This is a genomic window from Devosia sp. A16, from assembly GCF_001402915.1.
GTDB lineage: Bacteria > Pseudomonadota > Alphaproteobacteria > Rhizobiales > Devosiaceae > Devosia_A.
Genome location: NZ_CP012945.1, coordinates 3,532,972 through 3,557,702, shown reverse-complemented (window position 1 = coordinate 3,557,702; position 24,731 = coordinate 3,532,972). Strand labels below are relative to the sequence as shown.

Below are 24,731 nucleotides of genomic sequence, written 5' to 3'. Positions count from 1 at the left end.
AGAAGAGCCTACCCTACCTCCTTATCGTGACCCATGAGATGACAGCGCCGGTCGAGCCGACGCCGCTGCAGCGGCGGGGGCAGGAGATTGTCGATCGCTTGCGCGGCGAGTTTCGCGAACATACGCATGGCTATGCGCCGCGGCCGGAGCCGCGTATCGGGGTCGCTCTGGGCGGGGGGTCGGCACGCGGCCTGACCCACATTCCCTATATCGAGGCGATGGACGAAATGGGGTTGAGGCCCCACGTGATCTCGGGGACTTCGATCGGAGCGCTGATCGGTTCGGGTTGGGCCAGCGGCATGACCGGCGCGGAACTCCGCGAGCACTCGTTCTCGGTGCTGGGCACGATGCGGATCATCGCCGGACGACTGTGGGGCGCGCAGGTGCGCAACCTCGGCAACTTCTTCCAGTCCGGCTTCAACGTGCAACTCGATGCGATCCAGGTGGTGGACGCCTTCCTGCCCCAGCCATTCCCGGTCGAGTTCAAGGATCTGAAGACCAAGTTCTATGTGGTGGCCACCGACTTTCAGTCGTGGCACCAGGCGGTGTTCTCCGAGGGTCCGTTGCGCCAGGCAATCGCCGGTTCGATCGCCATCCCGAGCCTGTTCAAGCCCGTGGCGTTCGCCAATCACCTGCTGGTCGATGGTGGGGTGGTCAACCCCCTGCCGCTCGACCAGGCGGCGGCCGATACCGACATCCTCGTCGGTGTCGACGTCAACGGCGATCCGTCCGAGCAGCTGAACAAGACCAACCACAAGGCGCTCGATGTGTGGTTCGGCGCCGCGCAGATCATGATGCATTCGCTGACCGCCCACATGATGGCGGCCTACCCGCCGGACGTCTACGTACGGCCGCACCTCAGCGCCTTCGGCGCGCTGGAGTTCTGGCGCGTGCGCGAGCTGGTGGCGCATGTGGAAAAGGACAAGGACAACTTCAAGCGCGCGCTGGATGGGCGGATCGAGTCGTTCCTCAGCAAGCAGCAGGACTCGATGCGGGCCGAGGCACGGTAGCGCCGGCTACAATCTGTTACATGCCTGCAATACTGGTGCATTGCTCGGGCGGGATACGCGACTTTCCTATGCAAGGAGAGTCATCATGAAGCGCACATTCCAGCTCGCCACCGTTGTTGCGGTCCTTTCCCTGTCCATTGCTTCGGCCAATGCCGCCGCCGTCGGAGTGACAGCCAACGCCGTCAATCTCAGGGCCGGTCCTGGCACCCAGCATGTGGTCGTCGCCGTGGTTCCGCCGGGCCAGAGCATACTGGTCGCAGGTTGCCTCTCCAACTCGGCCTGGTGCGACGTGTCATGGGCCAGCTATCGGGGTTGGATGAACGCCAACTACATCTATGCTCAGACCGGCGGGAGAACCGTCGTCGTCACGGATGTTTATCGCCGAGTGCCCGTCGTTGCTCCGTGGGTCGACGCGCGCCGGGACGCCCGCGTGCAGTATCGCGTCAACCGACGCTGGGACCGGTGGCTTGGCCAATAAGCAGGCCAAATCCGGTCGTCAACGCAGCCTGGCAAAGAACTCCCGCAACAGTTCACCCGAGCGCCTGGCTCCGACCCCGCCGATGACCTCGGGGCGGTGGTGGCAACTGGGGCTTTCAAATAGCCGGACGCCGTTGTCGACGGCGCCGGCCTTCAGGTCTTCGGCACCGTAATAGACGCGGCGCAGGCGGGTGTGGGCGATGGCGCCGGCGCACATGGCACAGGGTTCGAGCGTTACGTACAGGTCGCAGCCATCAAGCCGGCCGGTGCCGCGCATGGCGAGCGCCGCGCGAATGGCGAGGAACTCGGCATGGGCGGTGGGATCGTTCAGCTCCCGCATGCGGTTGCGCTCGGCGGCGAGGATACGACCGTGTTCGACGATCACGGCGCCGACGGGCGCTTCACCGGCGGCGGCGGCGACTTCGGCGAGAGCCAGGGCCTGGTCCATGGGGGTTGGCATGGGTGGTGTGTAGCATTCGCCGTCGCCGACAACCACCGGTTGATGGCCATGGCACCGGCGGCGGCGCGTCGCTACATTCGGCGTCCAGGAGAATCGCCTTTGCCCATCCGCCAGCTTCCCGAAGACCTGATCAACCGCATCGCCGCCGGCGAAGTGGTGGAGCGGCCGGCAAGCGTGGTGAAGGAGCTGGTCGAGAACGCCATCGATGCTGGCTCGGGCCGGGTGCACATCACCACGGCGGGGGGCGGACAAAGCCTGATCCGGATCGAGGATGACGGCGTCGGCATGGATGAAGCCGACCTGGTGCTGTCGGTGGAACGGCATGCGACGTCCAAGCTTGCCGATGACGGATTGGACGATATCCGGACGCTCGGCTTCCGCGGCGAGGCGCTGGCCTCGATCGGAGCAGTGGCCGAGCTCGGCATCGCTTCGCGGCGGGCCGAGGACGACACCGGGCTGCGGCTCACGGTGAAGCACGGGCTGAAGTCGCGACCGGCGCCGCTGGCGATGAACCGCGGCACCATCGTCGAGGTGCGTGAGCTGTTTGGCAATGTGCCGGCGCGACGTAAATTCCTCAAATCCGAGCGGGCCGAAGCGGGTGCGATCACCGACATGGTGAAGCGGCTGGCCATGGCCAACCCGCAGGTGCAGTTCATCCTGGACGGCGCCGACCGCACGCCGGCGAACTGGCCGGGGCGCGAAGGCGACGGAGCGCTCAGGGCGCGACTCGGCGACGTCATGGGCGGCGACTTCGGCGACAATGCCGTGCCGCTGGCGACGATGCGGCACGGCATGGTGGTCACCGGGCTCGCGGGGTTGCCGACCTACACGCGGGCCAATTCGCTCAGCCAGTACTTCTTCGTCAACGGCCGCGCGGTGCGCGACAAGGTACTGGTTGGCGCCATCCGCGCGGCCTATGGGGATTTCGTGTTCCGCGACCGGTTTCCGGTGGCGGCGATCTTCCTCGCGGTGGATCCCGCGGATGTCGATGTGAACGTCCATCCGACCAAGGCGGAACTGAGGTTTCGTGACCCGGGCGCGGTGCGCGGTGCGGTGATCCGGGCGATCACCGAGGCACTGGATGCCGCCGGGCATCGGGCGGCCAGTACGGTGGCCGAGGATGTGGTGCAGGCGTTCCGGGTGCCGGAGTACGAGGCGGCGCCGGTGCGGACCACGTCAGGCTGGACGCCCCCCTCAGCCGATTTTGTGGTGCCCCCTGCTCCGCGACGCTGGGGAGAACAGGCGTCACCGCTGCGGTTCGCGGAATTTGCCGAGCCGAGCGCTCGCTATGAGGCACCGGAACCGGCTCCGGCCGAACCCGTCGAGTATCCGCTCGGTACGGCGCGGGCGCAGATGTTCGACAATTTCATCGTGGCGCAGAACGGCGACAGCCTGTTGCTGGTCGATCAGCATGCGGCGCATGAGCGGCTGGTCTATGAGCGGTTCAAGGCGCAGATGGCGGCGGGACCGGTCGCCAGCCAGATGCAACTGATCCCGGTGGTGATCGAACTCAGCGAAGACGATTGCGGGCGGCTCGAGGACGCGGCGCCGACGCTGGAGCGGCTGGGCCTCTACCTCGAACGCTTCGGACCGCGAGCGGTCGCGGTGCGGGAAACCCCGGCGCTGCTCGGCCAGGCCGATATCGACGGGCTGGTGCGCGACCTCGCCGATGGGCTGGCCGAATGGGACAGTTCGGCCGCTTTGGCCGACCGGCTCGAGGCAATCATCGGCCGCATGGCCTGCCACGGCTCGGTGCGCTCGGGGCGGCGGCTCAGGGTCGAGGAAATGAACGCGCTGCTGCGCGAGATGGAAACGACACCGCATTCCGGCCAGTGCATCCATGGCCGGCCGACCTATGTCGAGCTGAAGAAAGCCGATATCGAGCGCTTGTTCGGGCGGACGCGCTAGGCGGTTACGCCAGCGCTTCGATCAGCTTGCCGATCCGCCGCGCGCGGACCTCGGCGGTCCTCGCGGCCTCGATATCGCGCACGTGTTTGGCCTTGAGACCGAACGGCAAACTGTCGAAGGCGCGCCGCGCACTGGGCCGGTCTTCGAGCGCGGCCTTCAGGTCGTCCGGCTCCTCGACCTCGCGCGGCGCCGTGTCGAGCGTGATGTCGAGGTCGATCGTCTGGCCTTGCTCGATGCCGGCGGCAGTGCGATTGGCGGCACTGATGCCGACGAGGCGCTGGCCGTTCATGATGGCGACCCGGCTGCGCCAGGTATGGCCATTGATTATAATCGTCACCGCGGGGCGCGCCTCGGGGCCGAGCTCGCGCATGACCGCGTCAGGAATTTCAACCGCGGTGGCATTGCCGGACGGGATGACGGTGGCGCGGAACTGCATGGTCGTCTCAGCGGGCGCGGAGGAAATGTACCGCGGCCGCACCATACTCGCGCCGGTCCTCGAGCGTGAAGCCCTCGGGGAGCGCCAGTTGGACCTCGGCGCTCTCCTCGAGGACGATGGTCGCGTCCCTGGCCAGCCAATTGCCGGCCTTGAGCGAAGTCAGCGCCTGCTCACCAAGGCCCTTGGCGTAAGGCGGATCGAGAAAGACCAGGTCGAACGGGCCCATGGTGCCGGCCGGCCCGAGCGCCGTGGCATCGCGGCGAAGCAGCTTGGCGATGCCGGCGATGCCAAAGGCCTCGATATGGTCGCGGATGATACCGCGGGATTCGGCGCCGTTATCGACGAACACCGCGCTCGAGGCGCCGCGCGACAGGGCTTCGAGGCCAAGGGCACCGGTGCCGGCAAACAGGTCGAGCACCTTGAGCCCGTCGAGATGGACGCCAATCCGGCTCGCAAGGATGTTGAACACCGATTCGCGGGCCCGGTCGGAGGTCGGGCGGATGCTGTCATCCGCGGGCGACAGCAGCGCCTTGCCGCGAAACTTGCCGGCGACGATGCGCATCGCTTACTCGCGCGGCTTCTTGGGTCCGCGAGGACGGTCGCCGGATGGGCGCCCGGCGCCGCCGGCCGGACGGCCAGCGCCGCCGGGAGAACTGCCGCCACCTGCCGGGCGACCGCCACCCGACGGCTTGCCGAACGGCTTGCCACCGCGAGGGGCATCGCCAGCCCTGCCGCCATATGGCTTACGGTCACCGCCGTCGCGACCCGGACGATCGCTGGAGGGGCGATCGCCGCGCGGCGGCCGGGTGCCATAGGGCTTGTCGCCAAACTTGCGGGCCGGGCGATCTCCGGCTTCCGCGTTGCGCGGTGAATAGGGCTTCTTGCCGAAGCCGCCACCCCGGGCGGGACGGTCACCGTCAGGGCGGGGCGGACGATCGCCATAGGGACGATCGCCGCGGGGCGGACGGTCACCGAAGGGCTTGTCGCCGAACTTGCGGGCCGGACGATCGCCAGCTTCGGCGCTGCGCGGCGAATAGGGTTTCTTGCCGAAGCCGCCACTACGAGCAGGACGATCACCATCGCGAAGCGGACGATCACCGTAAGGGCGATCGCCGCGCGACCTGTCCCCGAACTTGGCCTTGCCACCGAACGGCTTCTTGTCGCCGAACCTGGGTTTGTCGCCATACGGACGTGGCGGCCGATCGGCAGAGGGCCGATCGCCGCGGGGACGATCGCCATCGGGTTTCGCGCCGCGTGCGGGGCGATCTTCATGGTGCGCGGGGCGACCGAAGTTCCTGGCCGAGCTGTCGTCGGGATCCCACCGCTTGCCGCGCGCCTCACCGTCACCGCGCTCGGGGCGGGGCGGCTTGACGCGAATCTCGGCCTCGCGGCCATCTTCGAAGTGGATGGTGCGAATTTCCGACGGGTCGACCGGACGCGGGCGGCTCGGGGCTTTGGCGGGCTTCTTGTCGAACCGGCCTGGGCGATCCTGGCGCGGACGCTCGGCCAGGGCGGCGGCAGCTGCCGCCTCGGTCTCGTCGTCCTCGAAGCGGAACTTGTTCTCGCGCGACTTGCGCGGCGAGTCCTTTTTCAGCTCCTTGCCCGGCGCCGCGGCCCGCAGCTTGGGATTGGTCGCCGGTTTCCGCTTGGGTGCGACTTCGGGCATGTCGCTCTCGAAATCGGTGTTGGCCTCGGCGGCGAGGCGCTTGCCCAGCTGCTCGCGGAGCACGCGGGCCGCCACCACTTCGACCTCGCCCTCGGGCAGGTCGCCGAGCTGGAACGGCCCGTAGCTGACGCGGATCAGGCGGTTCACCTGCAGACCAAGCGCCCCGAGGACGTTCTTGACCTCACGGTTCTTGCCTTCGCGCAGGCTCAGCACCAGCCAGCTGTTGGAGCCCTGGGCGCGCTCGAGAATGGCCTCGATCGGGCCATACTGGATGCCGTCGATCTCGATGCCGTCCTTGAGCGTATCGAGCTGCTCCTGGGTAACCGAACCGAAGGCGCGGACCCGATAGCGGCGGAGCCAGCCGGTAGCCGGCAGCTCGAGCACGCGCTTCAGGCCACCATCGTTGGTGACCAGCAGCAGCCCCTCGGTGTTGATATCGAGCCGACCGATCGAGACCACCCGCGGCAAGTCTTTTTCGGCCAGCGCCTCGAACACCGTCGGCCGCCCTTCCGGGTCCTTTTCGGTGACCACCAGACCGGCGGGCTTGTGGTAGAGCCAGACACGAGTGCCCTGGCGGGCCGCCAGCGGCTCGCCATCGACCTTGATCTTGTCTTTCTCGGAAACGTTGAAGGCCGGCGTCAGGACCTTCTTGCCGTTGACGGTGACTCGGCCGTCCTTGATCCACCCTTCGGCATCGCGACGGGAGCAGAGACCGGAACGAGCAATGACCTTGGCCAAGCGGTCGCCGTCCGTCGGGACGGCCGAAACATTCGACATATACTAACTCCTGCGGGACCGGGACCGAGCAGGATTGCCCGGGGAGGTCAGCGCATCTTTCGAGTTTGGTGGTAGGCCGGCCGCCGCCTCTTTGAGGCCTCGACCTGCCCTACCGGGTTGAGTGGTCGCGCTTCCGAACCGAAAAACCTGCGATCCCCGCCCTGGCGGAGACTGGCCTTTCCCGGAAACGCTCTATTTCGCCTGCGCGGCGAGAGCCTTGCGGACCTCCGGCGGGCACGATTTGTCGGTCAGCGGCACGAGCTCGCCATTGGCGGCGAGGCAGACCATGTCCTGGCCCTTGACCGTGGTGTAATATTCGTCGGGCGGCAGATAGAGCGGCTTGGGGCCGCCCTTCAGCTTGGCCGCCGTCATGCGGGCGGTCAGCTGCTTGCTTTCCGCCTCGGTCAACGGCCGGCCGCTGAGGGTGCGCAGGTCGACCACGCGCGCGTTGCGCAGCCGCTTCAGGTCGGCATCGGAAATGTTCGACGTATCGATCTGCACGCGGCTCGAATCTTCGGGAATCAGCGCCGTCTTGGCGGCCTTGGGGTCGGCCGGCGGCGGCAAGGCGGTGGATTTGGGGAGCACCAGCGGACCGCGCCGCTCGGGGTTCTCCGCCTTCTCCTCACGCTCCATCATGCCCATGCCCTTCATGGTCTCGGTCAGCACTTCGCGTTCGAACGTGCCGACATCGGTGAGGGCATTGGTGCCTTCGGTGGTGGTGCAGGCGCTCAGGCCCAGGCCGAGCACGATGCCGACGGTCAGCAATCCGCCCCGGGTCACGGCTTTGAGAGTGGGCCGCCGCCCGGTCAAATCACTCAGCATGAAACTTCCCTTTTCCCCGACCCGTGCGCGCCCCGCGCGGGCCTTATAGACCAAGCTGGCCCGTAAGACCAGATTGAGGCGCCTTTGCGTTCAGGTGGCCTTGCGGCGTCCGATCCCGACGAAGTCGAGGAGGAGCAGCAACACCCCCAAGGTGATCGCCACATCGGCGAGATTGAAGATGTAGAACGACCAATCCTGCCAATGAAAGTGAAAGAAATCCGCAACGGCGCCATAAAGCACACGATCGAGCGCATTTGACACGGCGCCGCCAATGGCGAGCATCAGGCCATAGCGCACCAGAACGTCGGAGGTGCGCGACCACCAGATGCCCAGGGCAAGGATGGCGACCACGGCAATGGCGCCGAGCGCCCAGACCGGCAGGTCGCCGAGCAGCCCGTACGAGACGCCGGTATTCCAGACCAGCACGTAGTCGAAAAACGGCGTCACCGAGACCACCTCCCCACCCTGCCAGCCGAGCGGGGTGGCGGGAGAGACGAAGCCGAGGTGCTCGATGCACTGCGACGCCGCGGCGCCGATGCAATCGGAACTGACCTGCAGGAACTTGTGGCCGCGGTCGAGGGCGAAGGCCGCGAGACCGGCGAAGAGGGAGGCGATCAGGTGGGGGCGAGCTAGCATGGCAAACGCTCGGCTGCGTGTGCCCCATCGATGGAGACGGCCCCCTCCCGGCCTCCCCCATGAAGGGGGAGGTGAAGAGTCGAGCTTGTGGCTCGATCGTGCCTGGCACTCGATGCGGCACCTCCCCCTTCATGGGGGAGGATGGGAGGGGGCCGTCTGCTCGCGTTCAAACTTTACCGTCCCGCCGCCTTCAGCTCGCGCATCGCCTGCGCGTCGCGCAGCGACAGGTCCGGATATTCGGGATCGGTACCGACCTCAGGCAGGATCCGCCACGAACGAGCACAGCGTTGGCCCTCGGCCTTGGCGAAGACCACGGCCACACCGCGCACGTCGTCGAGCCGGAAAGCCTCGGCCGGACCTTCGCCCTCGATGATCTCGATCGCCGAGGTGATCGAGATCTCGGCCATGTCGGTGCCGCGGACGGCGGCAGCGAGCTTGTCGTCGGTGATGTAGACCTTCGGCGCGGCTTCGAGCGAGGCGCCGATCACCTTGTCGCGGCGGGCGATCTCGAGCGCCCCGGTGACCACCTTGCGGACCTCGCGGATCGCTTCCCATTTCTCGTCGAGCTTTTCGTCGGTCCATTCCTCGGGGAGTTTCGGGAACTCCCTGAGGTGCACCGAAGACTCGGCGCCGGGGTGACGCTCCAGCCAGGCCTCTTCCATGGTGAAGACCAGGATCGGCGCCAGCCAGGCGGTGAGCGCGTCGAACACGTGGTCGAGCACCGTGAGGCTGGCGCGGCGACGGACCGAAGAGATCGGGTCGCAGTAAAGCGCGTCCTTGCGGATGTCGAAGTAGAACGCCGACAGGTCGATGTTCATGAAATTCGACAGCGCAGCGACGATCCGCTTGTAGTCGTAGCTCTCGTAGGCGTCACGCACCAGCACGTCGAGATCCTTGAGCCTGGACAGGATCAACTGCTCGAGCTCGGGCATGTCGCGGTAGTCGACGGTCTCCTCCGCCTTGCGATGGGCGAGGTTGCCGATCAGCCAGCGGATGGTGTTGCGCAGCTTGCGATAGCTGTCGACGGTGGTGTTGATGATCTCCTTGCCGATCCTCAAATCATCCGAATAGTCGGACTGGGCGACCCACAGGCGCAGGATATCGGCGCCGAACTGCTTGATGACGTCCTGCGGGGCGGTGGTGTTGCCGAGCGATTTCGACATCTTCTTGCCCTCGCCGTCGAGGGTGAAGCCGTGCGTCAACACGCTCGCATAGGGAGCGAAGCCGTTGGTGGCGCAGCTCTCGAGCAGCGAGGAATGGAACCAGCCGCGATGCTGGTCGGACCCTTCGAGGTACATGCCGGCCGGGAACTGCATGTCGGGCCATTTCTGCGGGTTCTTCAACACCCAGGAATGGGTGGTGCCGCTCTCGAACCAGACATCGAGGATGTCGTCGATCTTGCTCCAGTTCTCCGGATCGGGCACGGCGTCGCCCAGGAAGCGCTCCTTGGCGCCTGGCTTGAACCAGGCGTCGGCGCCCTCCTCCTCGAAGGCCTGGCCGATGCGGTGGTTCACCGTGGCGTCGTTGAGGATGGTGTCGGTCGCTTCATTGTAGAACACGGCGATCGGAACGCCCCAGGCGCGCTGGCGGCTCAGCACCCAATCGGGGCGATCGGCGATCATCGAGCGCAGGCGGTTCTGCCCGGCCTGAGGGTAGAACTTGGTCGCGTCGATCGCAGCCAGCGAGCGCGCGCGCAGCGTATCGCCCTTTTTGCCCTCGATGTCGCGGTCCATGTAGACGAACCACTGCGGGGTGTTGCGATAGATGATCGGCTTCTTGGAACGCCAGGAATGCGGATACTGGTGCTTGAGACGGCCGCGCGCCAGCATGGCGTTACGCTCGGCCAAGGCCGCGATCACCCGGTTATTGGCATCGCCCTTCTTGCCGGCATCGTCGATGACGCGGGCACCCTCGAGGCCCGGCGCGGCGGCGGTGTAGAAACCGGCATCGTCGACGACGAAGGGGATCGAGGTGTCGATGCCGCGCTCGATGAGCTTGCGACCGGACGCCATCCAGATCTCGAAGTCGTCGAGGCCGTGGCTTGGGGCGGTGTGGACGAAGCCCGTGCCGGCATCGTCGGTGACGTGTTCACCATCGAGCAGCGGCACCTCGAACTCGTAGCCGCCGGCAAGCCCGCGCAGCGGATGGCTACAGGAGACGATCTTCGAACAGTCGACATCGTGCAGGCGGACGAAGCTCTCGACCTTGGCCTTCTGGAGGGTCTCTTCGGCCAGCTTGTCGGCGAGGACGTATTTCTCGCCCTTGGACGCCCAGTTGCCTTCCGGGGCACCGGTGACCTCGTAGAGGCCGTAGCTGATCTTGGACGAATAGCTGATGGCCCGGTTGGCCGGGATGGTCCAGGGCGTGGTGGTCCAGATGACGACGTAGGAGGAGCCGAAGTCCTCGAACGAGCCGGTGCCGAAAGCGCCGTTGGCCGAGTGGATCGGGAACTTCACCCAGATCGCGTCGCTTTCATAATCCTGGTATTCGATCTCGGCTTCCGCCAGCGCGGTGCGCTCGACCACCGACCACATGACCGGCTTGGAGCCGCGATAGAGCTGCCCGGAGGCAGCGACCTTCATCAGCTCGCGCGCGATCTGCGCCTCGGCATCGAAGCTCATGGTCAGGTACGGGTTGGACCAGTCGCCGATCACGCCGAGCCGCTTGAACTCCTCGCGCTGGGTATCGACCCAGTACTGCGCGAAGCTGCGGCACTCGCTGCGGAACTCGTTGATCTCGACGTCGTCCTTGTTCTTGCCTTTGGCGCGATACTGTTCCTCGACCTTCCATTCGATCGGCAGGCCATGGCAGTCCCAACCCGGCACATAGGCCGAGTTGTAGCCCAGCATGGTCTTGGATCGGCTCACCAGATCCTTGAGGATCTTGTTGAGCGCGTGACCGATATGGATGTTGCCGTTGGCGTAGGGTGGGCCGTCGTGCAACGTGAACAGCGGCTTGCCCTTACAGGCGGCGCGCTGGCGGGCATAAATGTCCATGTCTTCCCAGCGCTTCAGCCAGTCGGGCTCACGGGCCGGCAGGCCGGCGCGCATCGGGAACTCGGTCTCGGGCAGGAAGAGCGTCGCGGAATAGTCGGTCTCGGCGCCGCTGGTCGCAGTATCGTTCATCGTCATCGATCGATGTTCAAGGGAAGTTGCGGGCTTGTAGCAAGCGGGGGCGCGCGGTGAAAGCACATATTGGCCGCTCGGTGGTGGGCAGCCGGCACCGGTCCCGCCGTCAGCGGAAGAACCCGAGCTTCTCGTCGAGCTCCGACACCGGCAAGGTCGATTGCAGCAGCAACCGGGCCTGGGCGGCGTCGTTGTTGACGGCGGCGATCAGTTCGTCGAGGCCGGTGAACTTCACTTGGCCGCGGACGGTGCCGAGCAGCGCCACTTCCAGCGTCTGGCCGTAGATGTCCTCGTCGAAATCGAAGATCCAGGTCTCGAAGGGCGGACGCTCGTTGTTGAACATCGGCTTGCCGTAGCTCGCAACGCCATCGAGCAGCCTCTCCCCGAGCTTGGCACGGACCGCGTAGACGCCCTGCAGCAGGCCGAAGCCGGTGGGGCTCGCGGTGTTGGCCGTGGGGAAGCCGAGCTCCCTGCCCCGCTGGTCGCCCTTCACCACGACGCCCGAGAGGAACCAGTGGTAGCCGAGCAGTTGCGCCGCGCCGGCAACATCGCCCTCGCCGAGCAGCGCGCGGATGCGCGAAGACGAGATGTGATCGTCCCCCTCGTCGAGCATATCGAGGATCTCGACCTCGAAACCGTGGCGCAGGCCGGCGTCTTTGAGGAAATCCGGCGTCCCCTGGCGCTTGTAGCCGAAGTGGAAATCGGCGCCGACCGAAACGCCGGTGACCCCGAGGGCCCCGACGAGGAACCGGGTGACAAAGTCCTCGGCGACGATATGCGAGAACTCGAGCGAAAACGGCATCACCACGATGCCATCGAGCCCGAGCGCCTCGGCGATCTCGGCCTTCTGGTCGGCATAGGTCAGGCGGAACATGAAGGGCTGAGGCGCGAACACGTCGCGCGGATGCGGCTCGAACGTGAGAACGATCGCCGGCACGCCGAGCGCGGCTGCACGAGCCTTCAGCGCCCGGAAAACGTGTTGATGACCGCGGTGGCAGCCGTCGAAATTGCCGATCGCGACCATGGCCCCGCGCAGCGACGCCGGAACCTGGTCGAGCCCAGCGAGCCTGATGAAGCCGCTCAAATTCGTACCCGCCTTGAGAGTGATGGCGATATGGCAAGAAACCGCATGGGTTGCAAGGCGGCTAAGGTTGGAGGCTGGTATGCAGGCCTTCACCAGGCAAGTCTTGCCATGAACCCGACCACGTTGGCGCCGCTCGGGGCGACAAGAGCGGCGATGGCGTCGGTGTCGGGATTGCCGAAGGCGTCAAGTTCGGCCGCATGGATCGAGCCGGTTATGAACAGCAGGTCGAGCCCGGCTCCGGCGGCGCCGATCGCGTCGGTGCGCACCGAGTCGCCGATCGCCAGGATGCGGGCGCGATCGACCGGCCGGCCGGCAGCCGTCTCGGCCAGACGCAGGGCCTCGGCATAGATCGGCTTGTAGGGCTTGCCGACCATCACGATCATGCCGCCGCGGGCCTCGTAGAGGTCGGCAAGGGCGCCGCCGCAATAGAGAATCTGGTCGCCATGCTCGACCACCCGGTCGGGATTGGCGGCGATCAGCGGCAGATTGCGGCTGAGCCACAGGGTGATCCGCTCATTGTACATGTCGGGCGCGTCGTGATCGGTATCGAGATCGGTGACGACGACGGCTTTGGCGTCCTCGGCCTGGCCGATGCTGATGTCGAGCCCCTCGAACAGGCTGTCATTGTCGTGCGCCGGGCCGACATAATGGACGGTCTGGCCGCGATAGCGCTCGAGCACCACGCGGGTGGCGTCGCCCGAGGTCACCACGTCGTCATAGGCTTCGCGCGACACGCCGAGCCCGTCCATCATCTCGATGATCGGGCCGTGCGGACGCGGGGCGTTGCTGATGAGGACGACACGTCCGCCGTTCCGGCGATAATTGACCAGAGCCTCGACGGCCGTCGGGTGCGCGGCGATGCCGTTGTGCACGACGCCCCAGATATCGCTCAAAACCACATCGTAGCGGGGGGCGATGCCCCTCAGTCCTGCCAGTGCCTGCATGGTCTTTTCCTACTAAGCTTGCGCCTCGACGCGGCGCTCGGCATCGCGCGGACGCTCTGCCGTCAGGTCCGGACGGACCGGACCGGGCCGGCCGATATGGGGGCCCTGCACCAGGCTGATGCCATCTTCGAACAGGCTGAGCAACTGCTGCTCATCGATCACCCCGGTGCCGCAGAGCTCGATCTCGAAGCGCTTGGCATAGGGCGCGATGTCGGCGGTGTGGAAATCGGTGAAGCTCTGCGGATTCGAGAGGAAGCGGGTCGCATCGAACCGCACGTCGCTGAAGCCGAGGCCTTCGAGCTCGGCGAAATCGAACCGCAGCGAGGTGGCATCGGTGAGCACGAAGCCGGCCCCGGCCTTGCGGAACTCGTAAAGCGCACGCTTGTCGGCCGGGCCGAGCGGCTTCCACTCGGTCTGACGCACGGCGAAGTGCAGCGAAGCGGTGATCGCCTGGTTGGCGACCAGCGTTGCTGTCACCTGCTCGAGCGCCTTCCTGTCGAGGATGGTGGCGCGACTGAGCGGCAGGAACAGGGTGATCGGCTGACCCGAGGTCCTGGCGCGCCGCGCAATGGTGACGGCTTCATCGAGCGCCATCGCCTCGATCCGGCGGATCAGCTCTTCGCCACCGCGGCGCGGCATGAAATCCGGCGCATCGGCGAGACCGCCGGCATCCTGCATCAGGCGCGGCACCAGATCATAGCCGATGGGCTTGCGCGCCGGGAGGCGGACCAGCGGTTCGATATGGAACACCAGCCGGTTGGCATCGAGCGCGGCGCGCAGCTCGGCCTCCGGAATCATCGGGTCGAGGAAGATGTCGTCATCGGGTTCGGCCGGCGCCGCCGTCGCCTCGGCAAGGCGCGCGCCGCCGTCGGCCCGCCGCGCCTCCTCGAACTCGGCCAGTGCCTCGGCGAGCTGTCGGGTCACCGTCCCGAGGACTGAAATGTCGGCCTCGATGCCGTCGAGCCGGCTGCCGACATTGGTGTCGGCAAGCGCATTGACCCGCTGGCTCAGGACCTGCCCGGCCTTGGCGTCGGTCGACAGCAGACGCGCCAGATCCTCGACGGCGCGCTCGAGCCGGGCCTCGGAACGCTGGCGCAGCCGCCGCTCCATCAGCACCACGGCAATGGCGCCGAAGGCGATGGCGGTGACGAAGGCTTCGATCGGCGAGAACGTCAGCCCGAAATAGGCAGCCGCCGCGACGCCAAGCGTGGCCAACGCGATGAAGATGTAGACGAGGCCTTGCACGTGACGCTCGGGCTCCCAGGGGACAGCGGGATTCGACGCATCCCGTCATAGCATCGGGCGGCCCCTGCCGATAGGCGCGGGAACGCGCCAGCTGTGGCTAATCGGGAGACACAGCGCGTTTGCTGTCCGCGCCGGCTGAACGGTTTATTTACCCAGTTCGTCAACACTCCATTCAGCACAGCCACGTGCCCAAGGACCTGTCGCCATGCCCGCTCCCGGCTTCGGCCTGGAAAATGCCGCCCGCATCCTGCTCGTCGATCGCGACGAGGCGGGCGCGCGGGCTTTGATCGAAGTGCTTGATCAAGGTTTCATCGTCGCGCCCGAGATCGCGCTCGCCCGGGGTGGCCGCGAGGCGGCGGACCGGCTGCGGCTCGCCTCGTATGATCTGCTGCTGGCCGAACTCGACAGCCTGCGCGACCTCGTGGCGGAAGCCGAGGATGCAGTGGCGCGGTTGGTGCGGCTGGCCCCGGGTGCGCTGGTAGTGGTGCTCTCCGATGGCGGGTCGATATCGGCGACGCTGGCGGCTCTGCAGGCCGGCGCACATGAGCACGTGACGCGCCCGCTGGATGGCATGACGCTGGCGACGCGACTGAGCGAGCTGGCGCACCGGCACGGCCGGCCGATCGCCGGAGCGTTCCGCGGCCCGGCCGAGCAGGAGCGTGTCGCCGGCCTGATCGATGCCTCCACCCAGCTGCAGACCGTGCTCGAATTCGTGGCACGCGACCTGCCGGGCAGCGCAGAGAATCTCGAGGGGGTGGCGCGCCGGATCGTTGCCATGTTCGATGGCGGCGAGACCGAGCGACGCGCCGCGGCGGCGGCATCGCCGGTGCGGCCGGCAGTGCTGCCGATGTGGCAACAGGAGCAACGGATCATCGAGGAAGCGATCGAGAGCTTCGGCGGCAATATCGCGCTGGCCGCCGCGGCACTCGAGCTCAGCCCATCAACGATCTATCGCAAGCGGCAGTCCTGGGCGGAGCTCGAGGGCAAGAAGGGCGCGGCTTGAGGCTTCACTGAACTGACCATAGGAGGCTTCCATGGCCAGCAATTCTCTCGTTCGGGCTCGCATCGATCCCGAAATCCGCGACAAGGCAAGCGAGGTCCTGGCTCGCTTCCGCGGCCCGGAATCCCCAGTGAGGTGATCGAGGAATACTTCGCTAAGTCGTCTGGTCGCGGGCTTCGGAGCGGGATCGCGATGCGATTCTTGATCGTATCGCCGCTGACAACTTCTCCGCTGCCCCCGAAAATGACGGCAAGATCTCCACTGTCGGCGGCAACTGGCCGCCTTTCCCGAAAGCGGTCGCCTGGGACGAGTGGCAGCCACCCGCGAACTCGTGGTCACCGGCACGCCGTACATCGTGATCTATGCTGTGGCACCTGACCAGATCACGGTGCTCCGGTGATCCACGGCGCCCAGCAGTGGCCGCCGCAGGATCTGATCTAACCCTTCAGCTTGTCGCGGGCCTTCTTGGCCGTTGCAAACGCGCGCGCCTCTTCGCCCAGGGCTGACCCCTTTTTCACCACGGTGCCCTCGGCGTCGACCAGGCTCCAGTCCCACTTGGTGTTGGGGCCGACGCCACCGGTGCGGCGGAGCTTGATTTCGAGTTCTGCGCTCAGCGCCATGTGAATACCTTTGTAACGGAGTAGTTGAAGACAACGCTCATCAGCACGCCGAGCAGGCCGGCCACGTAGAACTGCCCGTCAAAGGCGTAGATCCAGCTGGCGACCGAGACGTTGGCGAGGGCGCCGATGGAACAGACGGCGTAGAACGTGAGCATGCCGGTGAGATAGCGCCAGCCGCGCAGCTTCTTGTTGGCGTAGGTCAGCTCGTTGTTGAGCATGAAGTTGAAGGTCATGGCGAGGAGCGTTGCCGCCACCTGCGACCAGACAAAGTTGAAGGCCAGCACCTCGTGGGTGAACCAGAGCGTGCCCATATGGACCACGACGCCGAGGCCGCCGACCAGCGCGAACAGCAGGAAGGTGGTGGGGAGCAGGCCGCCGGAAAGCTTGGAGACGATCAACCCAAGGAACTGCACCACCACGAGCGAGCTCATCTTGCTCTCGCCGGCGTGGCGGGGGCGGAATGTGTAGGGCACCTCGCCGATCCGCAACTCCTTGCCCTGCCGGGCACGGGCGCGACCGGCGGAGACGATGATGTCGAGCAGGATCTTGAAGCCGTCATCGCTGAGCGAGGGAGCGATCTCGTCGAAGACGCTGCGGCGCATCAGGAAGAAGCCGCTCATCGGGTCGCTGAGCGACTTGCCGGTGACGAGGCTGGAAAGCCTGGTGGCGAAACGGCTGCCGGCCTCGCGCGTCCTCGACAGGCCCTCACCGACGCTGCCATCGCCACTGTAGCGCGTACCCACGACGATGTGGTCGCCGGCAATCGCCTTCTCCAGCATCTGGGGGAGAATGGCTTCGTCATGCTGCAGGTCGGCGTCGATGACTGCAAAATAGGGTGCGGCACTGGCGAGGATGCCCTCCACCACCGCAGAACTCAGGCCGCGCCGACCAAGCCGGTGAATGCCGCGGACATTCTGGTGCCGCCTCGCCATCTCGCGCACCACTTCGGAAGTGCCATCGGGAGAGTTGTCGTCGACCACGATGAACTCGAATGGCGTGTTGCCGAGGGCGGCGGTGACCTTGTCGTAAAGCAGCGCGACGTTGTCGCGCTCGTTGTAGCTGGGCACGATCACCGCGAGTTGCGGGGCAACCCAGGTTTCGGTGGCTTTACGGGGATGGCTATCGAACTGGACGACGGTCACGTCTGCTCCGGAGGTATCTCAGGGCCTCAGGTACTGCCAAGCTCGACGCTTTGCAACTTACCATCGGGCCGGTTACGGTTTATCTCGGCACCACAAACGTGGCTGCAGCGCGCCCGTTTCATGCATTCGTCGCATAGCCGCCACATCGTCATCGTATGGCTCGCCTCGTCCTTGACTCGCTTTGGCCCCCCTCCTATATCCCCTGCCAGCTGTTAGCACTCCTCGATCACGAGTGCTAACAGACGCGAAATCACTTAGTTGCTGATAGGAGCAAAAATGGCTTTCCGTCCCCTGCACGACCGCGTGGTCGTCCGGCGTGTCGACAGCGAAGAGAAATCGGCTGGCGGCATCATCATCCCCGACACCGCCAAGGAAAAGCCCTCCGAGGGCGTGATCGTCTCCGTGGGCCCGGGCGCCCGTGACGAGGCCGGCAAGATCGTGCCGCTGGACGTCAAGGAAGGCGACCGGATTCTGTTCGGCAAGTGGAGCGGCACCGAGGTGAAGCTCAATGGTCAGGACCTCCTGATCATGAAGGAATCCGACATCATGGGCGTGATCGCGTAACCAGGCGCCAGGCCGGTTCCGACCCTCCCCCTCAACTTCGTAAGGAGCGCCTCCAATGGCTGCGAAAGACGTAAAATTCTCCACCGATGCCCGCGACAAGATGGTTCGCGGCGTCAACATCCTCGCCAACGCGGTGAAGGTCACGCTCGGTCCCAAGGGCCGTAACGTCGTGATCGACAAGTCGTTCGGCGCCCCGCGCATCACCAAGGACGGCGTCACCGTCGCCAAGGAGATCGAGCTCGAGGACAAGTTCGAGAACATGGGCGCCCAGATGCTGCGCGCCGTGGCTTCGAAGACCAACGACATTGCGGGTGACGGCACCACCACCGCGACCGTGCTCGGCCAGGCCATCGTCAACGAAGGCATCAAGCTGGTTGCCGCCGGCATGAACCCGATGGATCTGAAGCGCGGCATCGATCTCGCCGTCGCCGAAGTCGTCGAGAATCTCGGCAAGGCCAAGAAGACCATTTCGTCGAACGGCGAAGTCGCGCAGGTCGGCACCATTTCGGCCAATGGCGAGACCGCCATCGGCGAGATGATCGCCAACGCCATGCAGAAGGTCGGCAACGAGGGTGTGATCACCGTCGAGGAAGCCAAGACCGCCGAGACCGAGCTCGACGTTGTCGAGGGCATGCAGTTCGACCGTGGGTACCTGTCGCCGTACTTCGTCACCAATGCCGAGAAGATGGTGGCGGTGCTCGAGGATCCGGTGATCCTCCTGCACGAGAAGAAGCTCTCGAACCTGCAGGCCATGCTGCCGATCCTCGAAGCCGTGGTGCAGTCGCAGCGTCCGCTGCTGATCGTCGCCGAGGACATCGAGGGCGAGGCTCTGGCCACGCTCGTCGTCAACCGCCTGCGCGGCGGCCTCAAGGTCGCAGCCGTCAAGGCTCCGGGCTTCGGCGATCGCCGCAAGGCCATGCTCGAGGACATCGCGATCCTGACCGGCGGCCAGGTGATCTCGGAAGATCTCGGCATCAAGCTCGAGAACGTCACCCTCGACATGCTCGGCACTGCCAAGCGCGTGGAAATCTCCAAGGAGAACACCACGATCGTCGACGGCGCCGGCTCGAAGGCCGACATCGAAGGCCGCGTTGGCCAGATCAAGGCGCAGATCGAAGAGACCACTTCGGACTACGACAAGGAGAAGCTGCAGGAACGTCTGGCCAAGCTCGCCGGCGGTGTTGCGGTGATCAAGGTCGGCGGTTCGACCGAGGTCGAGGTGAAGGAGCGCAAGGACCGCGTCGACGACGCGCTGAACGCGACCCGCGCCGCGGTTGAAGAAGGTATCGTGCCGGGCGGCGGCGTCGCGCTGCTGCGCGCTTCGAACTCGATCACCGTCAAGGGCGTGAACTCCGACCAGCAGGCCGGCGTGAACCTGGTGAAGCGCGCTCTGCAGGAGCCCGTCCGCCAGATCGCCAACAATGCTGGTGACGAAGGCTCGGTCGTGGTCGGCAAGATCCTCGAGAACTCCAACGCCAACTATGGCTACAACGCGCAGACCGGCGAGTATGGCGACATGGTTGCCATGGGCGTGGTCGACCCGGTGAAGGTGGTTCGCACCGCTCTCCAGGACGCCGCTTCGGTTGCGTCGCTGCTCATCACCACCGAGGCGATGATCGCCGAGGTGCCGAAGGACGCTCCGCCGGCAATGCCGGGCGGCGGCGGCATGGGCGGCATGGGTGGCATGGACTTCTAAATCGCGAAAGCGATTTAGAGAGTTCTTGGCGCTCACGGTCCGCACCGCATTCGGGCTTCGGCCCGAATGCTGGACCTCCGCGGGGGCGGCCCACGGCCGTGGCCCTTCGGGCAAGACGACATCCGATCTTCTCACGAAGGTCACGAACGGGAGGGCGGTCCGACGGGCCGCCCTTTCGTTTGGGAAGCCGGTTCTCTCAGAGGGCCCACTGCGCATGGACCGACTTCGAGCCTCATCTGCAGGGCTCCTGCGCGCCGGGTCGCGATTGACACCGGCCCGCGCGCCGCGCCAAACGTGGGCGAAATCCACCCAGGAGTCCCCCCGATGAGCGTTGTGCCGCCGATGATGGCCGTTCCGCCGATGACGGAGCAGAAGTCCAACCCGGAACAACCGCTCGACAAGGACTGGTGGCGTGGTGCGGTGATCTACCAGATCTACCCTCGCTCGTTTCAGGACCATAACGGCGACGGCATCGGCGACCTGGTGGGGATCACCGAACGGCTCGATTATGTCGCCGACCTCGGCGTCGACGCGATCTGGCTCAGCCCGTTCTTCACCTCACCGATGAAGGATTTCGGCTACGACGTTTCCAACTATCGCGACGTCGACCCGATCTTCGGCACGCTCGGCGATTTCGACCGCCTGCTGGAAAAGGCGCATTCGCGCGGACTGAAGGTGATCATCGACCAGGTGATCTCGCACACCTCGGACAAGCACCCGTGGTTCTCGGAAAGCCGGCAGAACCGGACCAACCCGCGACATGACTGGTACGTGTGGGCGGATCCGAACCCGGACGGCACGCCGCCCAACAACTGGCTGTCGATCTTTGGCGGCTCGGCCTGGACCTGGGACAGCCGGCGCATGCAGTACTACATGCACAATTTCCTGACCTCGCAGCCGGACCTCAATTTCCACAATCCGGACGTGCAGGATGCGGTGCTGGGCGACATGCGGTTCTGGCTCGAGCGCGGGGTGGATGGTTTCCGGCTCGACACGGTGAATTTCTACTTCGCTTCGCTCGGCCTCGAGTCCAATCCGGTGGTGAAGCCGGAAGACTTCAACGCCTCCACCGCTCCGGCAGTGAACCCCTACAATTTCCAGGAGCATCTCTACGACAAGAGCCGGCCGGAGAACCTCGAATTCCTCACTCGTATCCGCTCGCTGCTCGACGAGTATCCGGGCCGCACTTCGGTCGGCGAGATCGGCGACAGCCAGCACCAGTTGGAGGTGATGGCGCAGTACACCTCGGGCAATGACAGGCTGCATATGGCCTATACCTTCGACTATCTGGGCGGAGCGTTCGATGCCGACCATTTCAGGAAATCGATCGACCTCACCGAAAAGGATGCGCCGAACGGCTGGATCTGCCTCGCCTTTTCCAACCACGACGTGGTGCGCCACGTGAGCCGCTGGATGAGCCATGGCGACCGTGACGCTTTCGGCAGGCTGACCGCCACGATGCTGCTGACGATGCGCGGCTCGGTCTGCCTCTACCAGGGCGAAGAGCTGGGGCTGACCGAAGCCGAGCTGGCGTTCGAGGACCTGGTGGATCCCTACGGCATCGAGTTCTGGCCGCAGTTCAAAGGGCGCGACGGATGCCGCACACCGATGGTGTGGCAATCGACGGCCCATCTGGGCGGTTTTTCGACGGCGCCGCGTGCCTGGCTGCCGGTCCCCGGCGATCACCTGCTCAAGGCGCCGGACCTGCAGGAAAAGCAGAATGACTCGCTGCTGCACCACTACCGGGCGACGCTGCAGTTTAGGCGCGAGCACCAGGCGCTGGTGAAGGGTACGATCAAGACGCTCGACGCGCCTCAGGGAGTGCTGATGTTCACCCGCACCGCGGGCGCTGACACCCTATTGTGTGCCTTCAACATGACTGGCGGCCCGATCGCCGTCCCCCTGCCCGACGGGATCGGGGTCAAGGGCATCGACGCGCCCGGCTCGGTCGCCGCTCCCATCGGCGACGGGGATCTCGACCTGCCTGCCTTCGGCGCCTTCGTCGGAGCCGTGCTCTAGCACGGTAGCCGGCGCCGACACAGGCGCCGGTGGCGTGGCCGGCAGCGGCTCGGGGTAGCGCGCCGCCAGCAGCGCCAGGGTCGCCGGATGCCGGCCGGTTTCGGCCAGCTCGGATGGCTTGCCGCTTTCGACGAGGCGGCCCGCATCGAGCACCAGGACGCGGTCTGCGACGAGGCGCAGCACGTCGAAATCCCGGCTGGCGCAGAGCACGGCGAGGCCATAGTCCGAGCGGACACGGTTGAACAGGATGACAAACTCGGCTGTCTCCACCGGATCGAGCCTCGCGGTTGGTTCGTCAAGCACGATGAGGCTCGGACGACCGACCAGCGCACGGGCCAGCGCGAGGCGCTGCAACTCTGCGACGGAGAACTGGCCAGGCAGATGGTCGAGCACGTCGGGGGTCAGCCCGACGACCCGCACCGCCTCGACAAGGCGGTCGGCCTGTTCGTCGATCAGCAACTGCTCTTCGACCCGCAGCGGCTCGGTCAGCGACAGGCCCACGGGCAGCGCAGGGTTGAAGGCGGCCCGCGGATTGGGAAACACCAGGCCGATACGGGCCTGCGCCTCGCGGGCGAGATCATCCCCACGGTAGGATGTGCGGTCGAACGCCAGCTTTCCAGTGCTGGCGCGACCGGCTCCGGCAACCAGGCGCAGCAATTGCGTCTTGCCGGCACCGGCGGCGCCAAGCAGGCCGACGGCCTCGCCCCGGCGCACCGAGAGGGTGATGTTCTCGAGCGCCGCAAACGACGGGCGGCGCGGCCAGATACGAAAAGGCGGGTCGACGAAGCGACTGCCGACGTCTTGCAGCTCGAGCAGGGGTTCGCCGACGGGCGGGCGGGCCATGGTGCGGGTGCGCGGCCGACCCGCGGCGACCAGTTCGCGGGTCGCGGCATGCTGCGGACGCTCCTGCAGGGCCACAGCCGGGCCGCGTTCCACCAGCTTGCCGTCGCTCAGGATGGCGACTTCAAGCCCCAAGGCGAGGGGCAGGCGGAAGTCGCGGGTGAAGATGAGCAGCGTCGTCCGTCGATCGCGGTTGGCCTCGAGCAGTGCCGTCAGCAGTTCGCGCTGCGCAAGAGGTCCCAGGGCGCGGCCCGGCTCGTCGCATACCAGGAGCGTGGCACCGCGGTCGAGACGGCGAGCGAGGTCTGCCAGATCGGCGTCGGGTCCGACGAAGCCGGCGCCTCTTGCCGGGAGCCCGGCTCCCTCGATGCTCGCCTCGATCGGCAGCAGCCCGGCGATGGCCTCAGCCAGCACGCTCTTGCCGCTATTGGCGCGGCCGACGATGGCAAGGGCGGCGCCGTCGGGCAGCGTGAGAGCAAGCCCCGCGATGGGGCGGTTGCCGGCGATGGCGATGCCGAGACCAGCGAGCTCAAGCACTGCGAGGTGCTCCCCTGAGGCCGGTGGCGGCCAGCATCAGTGCCAGCGCCGTGGCGACGGCGACCGTGCCAGGAGCGAGAGCCAGCAGCGGGCGGATCGCCATGAACTGCTGGGCCTCGCGCAGCATCAGCCCAAGGCTGGCGCCCGGCGCCAGGGTCCCGAGGCCGGCAAACGAGAGACTCACCTCGACCAGGATGGAGATGGCCAGCAGTTCGAGGGCGAGGGCGGCCAATTGCGGCCACAGGCATGGCAGCACGTGGCGCTGCGCCGTAGCGAGCGGCCGCAGTCCGGCCAGCCGTGCCGCCAGAACGTAGTCGCGCTGCCACAATGGCACGAGCAGGTGACGGGTGATGATGCCGGCGATGATCACGCCGGGAACAGCGATGCCGAGAAAGATCGTGAGGTTGGCCGATGCGCCCAGCCCGCTCGCCACCATGCCGATGAGCAGCGCCGGCGGCAGCATCGCGACGGCATGGCTGGTCAACGCGCCAGCCGGCCGCAGGACGGCAAGCGCGACACCGACCGGAACACCGATGAACAGGCTGGCAAGCGTGCCGAACAAGGCCAGCAGCAGAGTGGTCAGCGTCGCCGACATGAGCAGCGAGGCGGCGTCTCTCCCAGCCGCATCGGTGCCGATCCAGTGCGCTGCATCCGGCTCGGCCAGCGGCGTCAGCAGCGCGGCGCCGTGCGGGGTCCAGGCCAGCGAGACTAGGGCAAGCGCAACGACAAGCAGCGCCGGCGCCGCGCCGAATATCACTCGCAGGTCAATCCCTGGCCGTGCCGGCGCCGCCTCGAGGCTCATCGTGGCTCCCCACGCATCGCGGGATCGATCAGCAGGCGCAGGAGGGCCAGCAGCAAAGCCCCGATAGTCGCAACCACGATCAGCAGGAACAGGCCACCGCGCAGCAGCGCAAGGTCGTGCTGCTCGGCTGCTCCCAGAATCTGCCGCCCCAAGCCCGGCAGGTAGAACACGCTCTCGACCAGGGCCGAGCCGATCAGCAATGCGGCAAAGGTGCGCCCCAAAGTCTGCGGCAGGTCGGCTCGCAGCCGGGCAAGGCCGAGGCGCCATGTCGCCTCGGCGGCGGCGACGCCGTCGGCGCGCAACCGAAACAGCTCGCGGGCATCGATGGCGGCGAGCTCGCGACGAACACGCAGCGCCAGTTGACCGGCATAGGGGAGGCCAAGAGCGGCGGCCGGCAACAGCAACGACGCAAAGGCGGCAGGTGGGCTGTCGCCCCAGGGCACGAAACCGCTCGCCGGCAACAGCCGCAGCAGCCCGGCGAACAGCAACGCCAGCAACATGCCGAGCCAGAACGGCGGCAGCAGCGCCAGCAGCGCCGCGGCGAGGCGCACCAGCCTGTCGATCAAGCCGGGGAAGCGCCCGGCCGCGAGCCCGAGACCAATGCCGACGAGAGTGGCCACCAGCAATGCCAGGAGGGCCAGCGGCAGAGTGACGGCGAGCCGCTCGCCAAACGTGTTGGGCGCTCCGGTGTCGCCGGTGAACAGTCCAGCAAAGCGGGCCCAGGGGGAACGGTCGCCGGCTCCGGCGCCGGGCAGGAGGTCGAGGACGACGAACAGCAGCACCGCGGCTCCGAGGATGGTTGCCGCTGCCAACGCGAGCCGCGTGAGGACGTAATCTCGCATGCCCCGGCGCCCCAGGAACCGACCAAGTTGAGGAAAGACCGAACCGGCTAATGCTTAGTCAATGACCGGTTAATTTCCA

General features: G+C 66.4%; 22 protein-coding genes and 1 pseudogene. 8 read left to right on the top strand and 15 right to left on the bottom strand.

Features of this window, described 5'->3' with window-relative positions; genetic code table 11:
• The first annotated feature begins 38 nt into the window (after positions 1-38).
• A complete protein-coding gene (locus APS40_RS17105) occupies positions 39-1,010 on the top strand; it encodes a patatin-like phospholipase family protein (protein ID WP_055048204.1) in 972 nt (323 codons plus the stop codon).
• 85 nt (positions 1,011-1,095) lie between these two features.
• Positions 1,096-1,488 (top strand): SH3 domain-containing protein, encoded by a 393-nt coding sequence (locus APS40_RS17100; RefSeq protein WP_055048203.1) that lies wholly within the window; start codon positions 1,096-1,098, stop codon positions 1,486-1,488.
• A gap of 18 nt (positions 1,489-1,506) precedes the next feature.
• Here APS40_RS17100 and APS40_RS17095 read toward each other — a convergent pair whose 3' ends face one another.
• On the bottom strand, positions 1,507-1,935 hold the full coding sequence (locus APS40_RS17095) for a nucleoside deaminase (protein WP_082434476.1): 429 nt from the start codon (positions 1,933-1,935) through the stop codon (positions 1,507-1,509).
• Positions 1,936-2,046: 111 nt separating this feature from the next.
• Here APS40_RS17095 and mutL point away from each other — a divergent pair, with 111 nt between their 5' ends.
• On the top strand, positions 2,047-3,855 hold the full coding sequence (gene mutL, locus APS40_RS17090; RefSeq protein ID WP_055048201.1) for a DNA mismatch repair endonuclease MutL: 1,809 nt from the start codon (positions 2,047-2,049) through the stop codon (positions 3,853-3,855).
• A 4-nt stretch (positions 3,856-3,859) separates the two neighbouring features.
• Here the strand turns inward: mutL and APS40_RS17085 are convergent, their stop codons facing one another.
• The 9 genes from APS40_RS17085 to APS40_RS17045 form a co-directional block, all read right to left on the bottom strand.
• Positions 3,860-4,291 carry a YdeI/OmpD-associated family protein gene (locus APS40_RS17085; RefSeq protein WP_055048200.1) on the bottom strand — a complete coding sequence of 144 codons (432 nt, stop codon included), beginning with the start codon at positions 4,289-4,291 and terminating at the stop codon, positions 3,860-3,862.
• A gap of 7 nt (positions 4,292-4,298) precedes the next feature.
• Positions 4,299-4,853, bottom strand: coding sequence for a 16S rRNA (guanine(966)-N(2))-methyltransferase RsmD (rsmD, locus tag APS40_RS17080; RefSeq protein ID WP_055048199.1), 555 nt, complete (start codon positions 4,851-4,853; stop codon positions 4,299-4,301).
• 3 nt (positions 4,854-4,856) lie between these two features.
• Positions 4,857-6,734, bottom strand: coding sequence for a pseudouridine synthase (locus tag APS40_RS17075; protein WP_055048198.1), 1,878 nt, complete (start codon positions 6,732-6,734; stop codon positions 4,857-4,859).
• Between the two features lie 192 nt (positions 6,735-6,926).
• The gene (locus APS40_RS17070; protein WP_055048197.1) at positions 6,927-7,556 is read right to left on the bottom strand and encodes a hypothetical protein; all 630 of its coding nucleotides are present in this window, start codon (positions 7,554-7,556) and stop codon (positions 6,927-6,929) included.
• Positions 7,557-7,646: 90 nt separating this feature from the next.
• Positions 7,647-8,192 carry a signal peptidase II gene (lspA, locus tag APS40_RS17065; protein ID WP_055048196.1) on the bottom strand — a complete coding sequence of 182 codons (546 nt, stop codon included), beginning with the start codon at positions 8,190-8,192 and terminating at the stop codon, positions 7,647-7,649.
• A 173-nt stretch (positions 8,193-8,365) separates the two neighbouring features.
• Entirely contained in the window at positions 8,366-11,317 is a 2,952-nt protein-coding gene (gene ileS / locus APS40_RS17060) for an isoleucine--tRNA ligase (RefSeq protein WP_055049706.1), read from the bottom strand.
• A gap of 109 nt (positions 11,318-11,426) precedes the next feature.
• Positions 11,427-12,401, bottom strand: coding sequence for a bifunctional riboflavin kinase/FAD synthetase (locus tag APS40_RS17055; protein WP_055048195.1), 975 nt, complete (start codon positions 12,399-12,401; stop codon positions 11,427-11,429).
• A gap of 89 nt (positions 12,402-12,490) precedes the next feature.
• Positions 12,491-13,345 carry a TIGR01459 family HAD-type hydrolase gene (locus APS40_RS17050; protein ID WP_055048194.1) on the bottom strand — a complete coding sequence of 285 codons (855 nt, stop codon included), beginning with the start codon at positions 13,343-13,345 and terminating at the stop codon, positions 12,491-12,493.
• Positions 13,346-13,357: 12 nt separating this feature from the next.
• Complete coding sequence (locus APS40_RS17045; protein ID WP_055048193.1) at positions 13,358-14,590, bottom strand: EAL domain-containing protein; 1,233 nt, start codon at positions 14,588-14,590, stop codon at positions 13,358-13,360.
• Between the two features lie 205 nt (positions 14,591-14,795).
• On the opposite strand from APS40_RS17045, the gene APS40_RS17040 reads away from it, so the two are divergent.
• Both APS40_RS17040 and APS40_RS25520 read left to right on the top strand, forming a co-directional pair.
• Complete coding sequence (locus APS40_RS17040; RefSeq protein ID WP_055048192.1) at positions 14,796-15,593, top strand: helix-turn-helix domain-containing protein; 798 nt, start codon at positions 14,796-14,798, stop codon at positions 15,591-15,593.
• Positions 15,594-15,900: 307 nt separating this feature from the next.
• Positions 15,901-15,990: a hypothetical protein gene (locus APS40_RS25520; protein ID WP_335338165.1), complete on the top strand. Its 90-nt coding sequence runs from the start codon at positions 15,901-15,903 to the stop codon at positions 15,988-15,990.
• A gap of 37 nt (positions 15,991-16,027) precedes the next feature.
• Here the strand turns inward: APS40_RS25520 and APS40_RS17035 are convergent, their stop codons facing one another.
• Positions 16,028-16,210 (bottom strand): hypothetical protein, encoded by a 183-nt coding sequence (locus APS40_RS17035; RefSeq protein ID WP_055048191.1) that lies wholly within the window; start codon positions 16,208-16,210, stop codon positions 16,028-16,030.
• Entirely contained in the window at positions 16,201-17,352 is a 1,152-nt protein-coding gene (locus tag APS40_RS17030) for a glycosyltransferase (protein ID WP_055048190.1), read from the bottom strand. The genes APS40_RS17035 and APS40_RS17030 overlap by 10 nt, the downstream gene beginning before the upstream one ends.
• Before the next feature lie 276 nt (positions 17,353-17,628).
• On the opposite strand from APS40_RS17030, the gene APS40_RS17025 reads away from it, so the two are divergent.
• The 3 genes from APS40_RS17025 (at position 17,629) to bglA (ending at position 21,631) form a co-directional block, all read left to right on the top strand.
• A complete protein-coding gene (locus tag APS40_RS17025; RefSeq protein ID WP_055048189.1) occupies positions 17,629-17,916 on the top strand; it encodes a co-chaperone GroES in 288 nt (95 codons plus the stop codon).
• A gap of 55 nt (positions 17,917-17,971) precedes the next feature.
• Complete coding sequence (groL, locus tag APS40_RS17020; protein WP_055048188.1) at positions 17,972-19,612, top strand: chaperonin GroEL; 1,641 nt, start codon at positions 17,972-17,974, stop codon at positions 19,610-19,612.
• A gap of 360 nt (positions 19,613-19,972) precedes the next feature.
• Positions 19,973-21,631, top strand: a complete 1,659-nt coding sequence (gene bglA / locus APS40_RS17015) for a beta-galactosidase BglA (protein ID WP_156343122.1) — start codon at positions 19,973-19,975, stop codon at positions 21,629-21,631.
• A gap of 294 nt (positions 21,632-21,925) precedes the next feature.
• On the opposite strand, the pseudogene APS40_RS25375 reads toward bglA, so the two are convergent.
• The 3 genes and pseudogenes from APS40_RS25375 to APS40_RS17005 all read right to left on the bottom strand — a co-directional run.
• Positions 21,926-22,474, bottom strand: a pseudogene (locus tag APS40_RS25375) (ATP-binding cassette domain-containing protein); the annotation flags it as partial.
• Between the two features lie 526 nt (positions 22,475-23,000).
• Entirely contained in the window at positions 23,001-23,810 is an 810-nt protein-coding gene (locus tag APS40_RS17010) for a hypothetical protein (protein WP_055048187.1), read from the bottom strand.
• Positions 23,807-24,652 carry an ABC transporter permease subunit gene (locus APS40_RS17005; protein WP_055048186.1) on the bottom strand — a complete coding sequence of 282 codons (846 nt, stop codon included), beginning with the start codon at positions 24,650-24,652 and terminating at the stop codon, positions 23,807-23,809. Before APS40_RS17005 ends, APS40_RS17010 begins: the two co-directional genes overlap by 4 nt.
• Between the last annotated feature and the right edge of the window lie 79 nt (positions 24,653-24,731).